At 71.3% G+C, this 7,332-nt stretch carries 8 protein-coding genes and 1 pseudogene; all 9 read left to right on the forward strand.

Annotation, left to right across the window (positions count from 1 at the left end; genetic code table 11):
- Window positions 1-322: 322 nt before the first annotated feature.
- Window positions 323-868: a LemA family protein gene (locus EST54_RS32495; protein WP_006607493.1), complete on the forward strand. Its 546-nt coding sequence runs from the start codon at window positions 323-325 to the stop codon at window positions 866-868.
- Between the two features lie 134 nt (window positions 869-1,002).
- Entirely contained in the window at window positions 1,003-1,914 is a 912-nt protein-coding gene (gene pdxS, locus EST54_RS32500) for a pyridoxal 5'-phosphate synthase lyase subunit PdxS (RefSeq protein ID WP_129251277.1), read from the forward strand.
- Window positions 1,915-1,922: 8 nt separating this feature from the next.
- Window positions 1,923-2,513: a pyridoxal 5'-phosphate synthase glutaminase subunit PdxT gene (gene pdxT, locus EST54_RS32505; RefSeq protein WP_129251278.1), complete on the forward strand. Its 591-nt coding sequence runs from the start codon at window positions 1,923-1,925 to the stop codon at window positions 2,511-2,513.
- A gap of 62 nt (window positions 2,514-2,575) precedes the next feature.
- A complete protein-coding gene (locus EST54_RS32510) occupies window positions 2,576-3,328 on the forward strand; it encodes a YebC/PmpR family DNA-binding transcriptional regulator (RefSeq protein WP_129251279.1) in 753 nt (250 codons plus the stop codon).
- 149 nt (window positions 3,329-3,477) lie between these two features.
- A complete protein-coding gene (gene ruvC, locus EST54_RS32515) occupies window positions 3,478-4,056 on the forward strand; it encodes a crossover junction endodeoxyribonuclease RuvC (RefSeq protein ID WP_129251280.1) in 579 nt (192 codons plus the stop codon).
- Window positions 4,053-4,673: a Holliday junction branch migration protein RuvA gene (gene ruvA / locus EST54_RS32520; protein WP_129251281.1), complete on the forward strand. Its 621-nt coding sequence runs from the start codon at window positions 4,053-4,055 to the stop codon at window positions 4,671-4,673. Before ruvC ends, ruvA begins: the two co-directional genes overlap by 4 nt.
- A 79-nt stretch (window positions 4,674-4,752) precedes the next feature.
- Complete coding sequence (gene ruvB, locus EST54_RS32525; RefSeq protein WP_129251282.1) at window positions 4,753-5,844, forward strand: Holliday junction branch migration DNA helicase RuvB; 1,092 nt, start codon at window positions 4,753-4,755, stop codon at window positions 5,842-5,844.
- A gap of 163 nt (window positions 5,845-6,007) precedes the next feature.
- A complete protein-coding gene (yajC, locus tag EST54_RS32530) occupies window positions 6,008-6,526 on the forward strand; it encodes a preprotein translocase subunit YajC (protein WP_129251283.1) in 519 nt (172 codons plus the stop codon).
- Between the two features lie 149 nt (window positions 6,527-6,675).
- Window positions 6,676-7,332 (forward strand): annotated as a pseudogene (locus tag EST54_RS32535) (protein translocase subunit SecD); the annotation flags it as partial.

Consider the following 7,332-nt stretch of genomic DNA (forward strand, 5'->3'; position numbering starts at 1 on the left):
CGCCTTGCCGGTCGTAGTGAACTGGCTACGAGTGGCCCGCCCCCACGCACCTTCACTCACTCCACTCACGGGAGGGGGCGGGCCGGAGGGGCCTGTTGTGTGGACGTAAAGCGAAGCAGTCCACACAACAGGCCCCGGAGGTCCGTCACCGCACCCGACACCCACCCAGCCCGCCGCAGGCGCAACGGCGAGAAGACCCACGGCGGGAAAGCCGAAAAGGTGCGGGCGCGCCGCAAAGCGCAACGGCGAGCAACACCCACGGCGGGAAAGCCGACAACGTGGGAAGAAAGCCAAGCGCAGCGGACAGGTAACGTGACCCATCGTGACCACGTTCATCTGGATCGTCGCGGCGATCATCCTCATCGGCATCTACCTGAGTTGGACGGCGGGTCGGCTCGACCGGCTGCACGCCCGTATCGACGCGGCCCGGGCGGCCCTCGACGCCCAGCTGTTGCGGCGGGCGTCCGTCGCGCAGGAGCTGGGTACCGCGGGTGTCCTCGACCCCGCGGCCTCGATCGTCCTCTACCAGGCCGCGCACCAGGCCCGGCAGGCCGAGGAGGACCACCGCGAGGTCGCCGAGAGCGAGCTGAGCCAGGCGCTGCGGGCGATCTTCGCCGAGGAGGCGCAGCTGGAGGCCGTACGGGAGGCCCCCGGCGGCGAGCAGACGGTCACCGAACTCACCGCCGCGGTGCGCCGGGTGCCGATGGCCCGCCGGTTCCACAACGACGCGGTCCGCGCCGCCCGCGCCGTTCGCCGCCACCGGCTGGTGCGCTACCTCCGCCTCGCCGGCCATGCGCCCTTTCCGCTGGCCTTCGAGATGGACGACGAGCCGCCGGCCGTCCTGGACGACCGCTCCGCCGGGAACTGAGCCGGGGCGGTGCCGCAGGCCGCGACGCCGGGCGGTGACGAGCCACTGACCTCTAATTGGCCCTTTTCCCGGGCCACTGACAAACGGTTGTGTGTGCGCATCAGTACAGTCACCCGCACTGAGTGAGGTCACACGTGTCCAGCACGCCCACCACGCCCCAGAACCCCGAGACCGGAACCGCGCGCGTCAAGCGCGGTATGGCCGAGCAGCTCAAGGGCGGCGTGATCATGGACGTCGTCACGCCGGAAGAGGCGAAGATCGCCGAGGACGCGGGCGCCGTCGCCGTCATGGCCCTGGAGCGGGTCCCCGCCGACATCCGCAAGGACGGCGGCGTGGCCCGGATGTCGGACCCCGACATGATCGACGGCATCATCAGCGCCGTCTCCATCCCGGTCATGGCCAAGTCCCGGATCGGCCACTTCGTCGAGGCCCAGGTGCTGCAGTCGCTCGGCGTCGACTACATCGACGAGTCCGAGGTCCTCACCCCGGCCGACGAGGTCAACCACTCCGACAAGTGGGCCTTCACCACCCCCTTCGTGTGCGGTGCCACCAACCTGGGCGAGGCGCTGCGCCGGATTGCCGAGGGCGCGGCCATGATCCGTTCCAAGGGTGAGGCCGGTACCGGCAACGTCGTCGAGGCGGTCCGCCACCTGCGCCAGATCAAGGGCGAGATCGCCAAGCTACGCGGCTGTGACAACAACGAGCTGTACGCCGCCGCCAAGGAGCTGCGTGCCCCGTTCGAGCTCGTCAAGGAGGTCGCCGAGCTCGGCAAGCTGCCGGTCGTGCTGTTCTCCGCCGGCGGTGTGGCCACCCCGGCCGACGCCGCGCTGATGCGCCAGCTCGGCGCCGAGGGCGTGTTCGTCGGCTCCGGCATCTTCAAGTCCGGCGACCCGGCCAAGCGCGCCGCCGCGATCGTGAAGGCCACCACCTTCTACGACGACCCCGCCGTCATCGCGGACGCCTCCCGCAACCTGGGCGAGGCCATGGTCGGCATCAACTGCGACACCCTGCCCGAGGCCGAGCGCTACGCCAACCGCGGCTGGTAGGACCGCAGATGAGTACCCCCATCATCGGTGTGCTGGCCCTCCAGGGCGACGTCCGCGAGCATCTCAAGGCGCTCGCGGACGCCGGTGCCCAGGCCCGGCCGGTGCGCCGCGCCGAGGAACTGGCCGCGATCGACGGCCTGGTGATACCGGGCGGCGAGTCCACCACCATGTCCAAGCTGGCGGTCGTCTTCGGCATGCTGGAGCCGCTGCGCGCGTTCGTGCGCGCGGGCAAGCCGGTCTACGGCACCTGCGCCGGCATGATCATGGTCGCGGACAAGCTGCTGGACGCCCGCGAGGACCAGGAGACGTTCGGCGGGATCGACATGATCGTGCGCCGTAACGCCTTCGGGCGGCAGAACGAGTCGTTCGAGGCGGCCATCGACGTCGCCGGGATCCCCGGGGGGCCCGTCGAGGGCGTCTTCATCCGGGCGCCGTGGGTCGAATCGGTCGGCGGCGAGGTCGAGGTGCTGGCCACGTACGACGGGCACACCGTAGCCGTGCGGCAGGGTAACGTCCTTGCCACGAGCTTCCATCCGGAGCTCACCGGCGATCACCGGGTGCACGCGCTGTTCGTCGACATGGTGCGTCACACCGTGTGATCTGGCCCCGGTAGGATCTCAGGGGTTCGTTCAGAAATGGGTTACGCGAAGGAGACAGGCGGATGTCCGGCCACTCTAAATGGGCTACGACGAAGCACAAGAAGGCCGTGATCGATGCCAAGCGCGGCAAGCTCTTCGCGAAGCTGATCAAGAACATCGAGGTTGCCGCCCGGACCGGCGGCGCCGACCCGGACGGTAACCCGACCCTCTTCGACGCCATCCAGAAGGCCAAGAAGAGCTCGGTGCCCAACAAGAACATCGACTCCGCGGTCAAGCGCGGTGCGGGTCTCGAAGCCGGCGGCGCCGACTACGAGACGATCATGTACGAGGGTTACGGCCCCAACGGTGTCGCGGTGCTCATCGAGTGCCTTACCGACAACCGCAACCGCGCCGCCTCGGACGTCCGTGTCGCCATGACCCGCAACGGCGGTTCGATGGCCGACCCGGGCTCGGTGTCGTACCTGTTCAACCGCAAGGGCGTGGTGATCGTCCCCAAGGGTGAGCTGAGCGAGGACGACGTCCTGGGCGCGGTTCTGGACGCGGGGGCCGAAGAGGTCAACGACCTCGGCGAGACCTTCGAGGTGCTCAGCGAGGCCACCGACCTGGTCGCGGTCCGCACCGCTCTTCAGGAGTCCGGCATCGATTACGACTCGGCGGACGCCAACTTCGTCCCGACCATGCAGGTCGAGCTGGAGGAAGAGGGCGCCCGCAAGATCTTCAAGCTGATCGACGCACTGGAGGACAGCGACGACGTGCAGAACGTCTTCGCCAACTTCGACGTCCCGGACGAGGTGATGGCCAAGGTGGACGCCTGACGGGCGGACACGCACGGCCGGTTGACGGGCCGACGGGGACACACCCCGTCGGCCCGTCGGTTTGTCAGTGGCAGCCACTAGTGTGCTGATCAGGGGGCATGCGCTCCCGAAGCGGGAACATCCGACCGAGCGGACGAGGGGCGGGAGCGATGAAGGTGCTGGGGGTGGACCCGGGGCTGACGCGCTGCGGGGTCGGGGTGGTCGACGGCGTCGCGGGGCGGCCGTTGACCATGATCGGCGTCGGCGTCGTGCGCACCCCGGCGGACGCCGAGATCGCCCACCGTCTCGTCGACATCGAGCGCGGGATAGACGCCTGGCTCGACGAGCACCGTCCGGACTGCGTCGCCGTGGAGCGGGTGTTCAGCCAGCACAACGTCCGTACGGTCATGGGCACCGCACAGGCCAGCGCGGTCGCCATGCTGTGCGCCGCCCGCCGGGGGCTGCCGGTCGCGCTGCACACCCCCAGTGAGGTCAAGGCCGCCGTCACCGGCTCCGGCCGTGCCGACAAGGCTCAGGTCGGCGCGATGGTCACGCGCCTGCTGCGGCTCGGCGCGCCCCCGAAACCGGCCGACGCCGCCGACGCCCTGGCCCTCGCCATCTGCCACATCTGGCGCGCGCCCGCGGTCAACCGCCTCCAGCAGGCGCAGGCCGCCGCCCGCCGTGCCGCTCCCGCATCCGTCCCCGCCGCCGGCCTCCGCCGGGCGGCACCCCAGAAGGGCACCCGATGATCGCCTTCGTTTCCGGCCCGGTCGCGGCCCTCGCACCGGACACCGCCGTCGTGGAGGTCGGCGGCATCGGCATGGCCGTCCAGTGCACCCCGGACACCCTCTCCGCGCTGCGCATCGGACAGCAGGCCAAGCTCGCCACCTCCCTCGTCGTCCGCGAGGACTCGCTCACGCTGTACGGCTTCGCCGACGACGACGAGCGCCAGACCTTCGAGCTGCTGCAGACCGCCAGCGGCGTCGGCCCCCGGCTCGCCCAGGCGATGCTCGCGGTGCACTCCCCGGACGCGCTGCGACGGGCCGTCGCCACCGGTGACGAAAAGGCCCTCACCGCCGTGCCCGGCATCGGCAAGAAGGGCGCCCAGAAGCTGCTGCTGGAGCTCAAGGACCGGCTCGGCGAGCCGGTGGGCGGCGGCCGCGCGGGCGTCGGCAGCGCCGTCACTGCCGGCTGGCGCGATCAGCTGCACGCCGCCCTGATCGGCCTCGGCTACGCCACCCGCGAGGCGGACGAGGCGGTCGCCGCGGTCGCCCCGCAGGCCGAGGCGGCCGTCGCCGACGGGGCCGCGCCCCAGGTGCCGCAGCTGCTCAAGGCCGCCCTGCAGTCCCTGAACCGGGCGCGATGACCGCCGCCCGGGCCCGGCGCCCCCGACCGTACGACCACCCAGGCGGCCCGGCCGCCCCGACCCCGCGAGGCAATCCGCAGTGAACTGGGACGACACGGCACCCCCTGCCACCGACGACGCCGCCCCGGGCGGGCCCGACCGGCTGGTCGGCGCCGACGCGGACGGCGAGGACACCGCCGTCGAGGCCGCGCTGCGGCCCAAGGACCTGGCGGAATTCGTCGGGCAGGAGCGGGTGCGCGAACAGCTCGACCTGGTGCTGCGCGCCGCCCGGGCCCGGGGCGCCACCGCCGACCACGTCCTGCTGTCCGGGGCGCCGGGCCTCGGCAAGACCACCCTCTCGATGATCATCGCGGCCGAGATGGGCGCCCCGATCCGGATCACCTCCGGCCCCGCCATCCAGCACGCCGGAGACCTCGCGGCCATCCTCTCCTCCCTCCAGGAGGGCGAGGTCCTCTTCCTGGACGAGATCCACCGGATGTCCCGCCCCGCCGAGGAAATGCTCTACATGGCGATGGAGGACTTCCGGGTCGACGTGATCGTCGGCAAGGGCCCGGGCGCCACCGCCATCCCTCTGGAGCTTCCGCCGTTCACCCTGGTCGGCGCCACGACCAGGGCAGGTCTGCTGCCGCCCCCGCTGCGCGACCGCTTCGGCTTCACCGCCCACATGGAGTTCTACGCCCCCGCCGAGCTGGAGCGGGTCATCCACCGCTCGGCCGGGCTGCTGGACGTCGACATAGAACCCGAGGGCGCCGCCGAGATCGCCGGCCGCTCCCGCGGCACGCCCCGTATCGCCAACCGCCTGCTGCGCCGGGTCCGCGACTACGCCCAGGTCAAGGCCGACGGTCTGATCACCCGCGAGATCGCTTCCCAGGCCCTGCGGGTCTACGAGGTCGACGCCCGCGGCCTGGACCGCCTCGACCGCGCCGTGCTCACGGCCCTGCTCAAGCTGTTCGGCGGCGGCCCGGTGGGCCTGTCCACCCTCGCGGTCGCGGTGGGGGAGGAGCGCGAGACGGTCGAGGAGGTCGCCGAGCCGTTCCTCGTACGGGAAGGGCTGCTGGCCAGGACCCCCCGGGGCCGGATCGCGACGCCCGCGGCCTGGGCCCATCTGGGGCTGGTCCCGCCGCAGCAGCAATCGGGCGGAAGCGGACAGCAGGGCTTGTTCGGGCCCTGACGGCGCGGGGACTCGCCCGGTCAGGAACTGCGGTGCGATGCTGGGCGTTGTTCCACTGGTGGGGACTCGCTTAGACTCCGCCGATGCCGACCGTGACGGTCGGTGTACCCACCCCCGCTATATGAGACCGCCGAGCAGCGGTCCTGCGAAGGATTTCCGTCCCGTGAATATCGTGACTCTCCTCCCCTTCATCGTCCTCATCGGGGCCATGTTCCTGATGACGCGGTCCGCCAAGAAGAAGCAGCAGGCGGCCCAGCAGATGCGCAACGAGATGCAGGCCGGCACCGGCGTCCGGACGATCGGCGGTATGTACGCCACCGTCAAGGAAGTCCACGACGAGACCGTCCTGCTCGAGGTTGCCCCCGGCGTGCACGCCATCTACGCCAAGAACGCCATCGGCGCGGTGATCGCGGACGAGGAGTACAACCGCATCCTGGACGGTGCCGACCCGCTGCACGCCGACGAGCCGGTCGTCCCGGACGACGCCTCCTCGCTGACCGGCGACGCCGCCGCCGAGGCCACCACAAAGGGTGACAAGATCGACCTGGGCAAGGCCGAGACCCCGGCCGGCGACAAGCCCGCCGCCGACCAGGCCCCGGCCGACACGGACGCCAAGGACGCAGCCGAGGCCGACGCGGACGCCGCCAAGGAGGACAAGAAGTCCGGCGACGACGCGAAGTAGTCCCTCCCACGGAACCGCGGAGCACGCGTTGTGTCGTGCACCGCGGTTCCGGGACGGTCTAGGCTCCGGCGGGGGTACGTCCCCACAAGACTTCGTGGCCGCTCGGCCGGCAACCCGGGCCGAGGGGTTGGACAGGGAGATACGAGAAGGTGGCAGCACCCAAGAAGGGCCGCAGGGCGCCCGCGAGCCAGGGGCATCCGGGCCGCGCCCTGATCCTGGTCCTCATCGCGATCGTGGGGCTGATCGGAGGCATGTTCTACTCCGGCACCCTGACGCCCCGACTGGGCATCGACCTGGCAGGCGGCACCAGCTTCACGCTGGCGGCCCAGAACCAGCCGGGCAAGCCCAACGCGATCAACGAGACCAACATGAAGACCGCCGCCGGCATCATGGAGCGACGGGTCAACGGTCTCGGTGTGTCCGAGGCCGAGGTCCAGACACAGGGCGACAACCACATCATCGTGAACATCCCCAAGGGGACGGACGCGAAGCAGGCCCGCCAGCAGGTCGGCACCACCGCCCAGCTCGGGTTCCGGCCGGTGCTGACCACCACCGCCGGCACCAAGACCCCCGAGCCCAAGCCCAGCCCCTCCCAGAGCGGCGCGAACGGCAAGGGCAAGGGCGACAAGGCCGCGGGCGGCAAGGCACAGCCGGGCACCCAGCAGAACGCCTCCTCCTCGCAGTCGCCGAGCTCGAAGCCCACCACCCAGGGCCGTGCGGTGACGGACGCGCTGAAGAAGGCCCCGTCCCCCAAGCCCGCGCCCTCCGGGCCGGCCAAGCCCTCCCTGCCCGCGACGCCCCCGCCG

Source organism: Streptomyces sioyaensis, assembly GCF_004122735.1.
Taxonomy (GTDB): Bacteria; Actinomycetota; Actinomycetes; order Streptomycetales; family Streptomycetaceae; genus Streptomyces; species Streptomyces sioyaensis.

Excerpts from the sequence above, each read along its gene's own strand:
- ruvA (WP_129251281.1), top strand. The coding sequence starts at position 4,053 with ATGATCGCCTTCGTTTCCGGCCCGGTCGCGGCCCTCGCACCGGACACC.
- ruvC (WP_129251280.1), top strand. The coding sequence starts at position 3,478 with ATGAAGGTGCTGGGGGTGGACCCGGGGCTGACGCGCTGCGGGGTCGGG.
- pdxT (WP_129251278.1), top strand. The coding sequence starts at position 1,923 with ATGAGTACCCCCATCATCGGTGTGCTGGCCCTCCAGGGCGACGTCCGC.
- EST54_RS32510 (WP_129251279.1), top strand. The coding sequence starts at position 2,576 with ATGTCCGGCCACTCTAAATGGGCTACGACGAAGCACAAGAAGGCCGTG.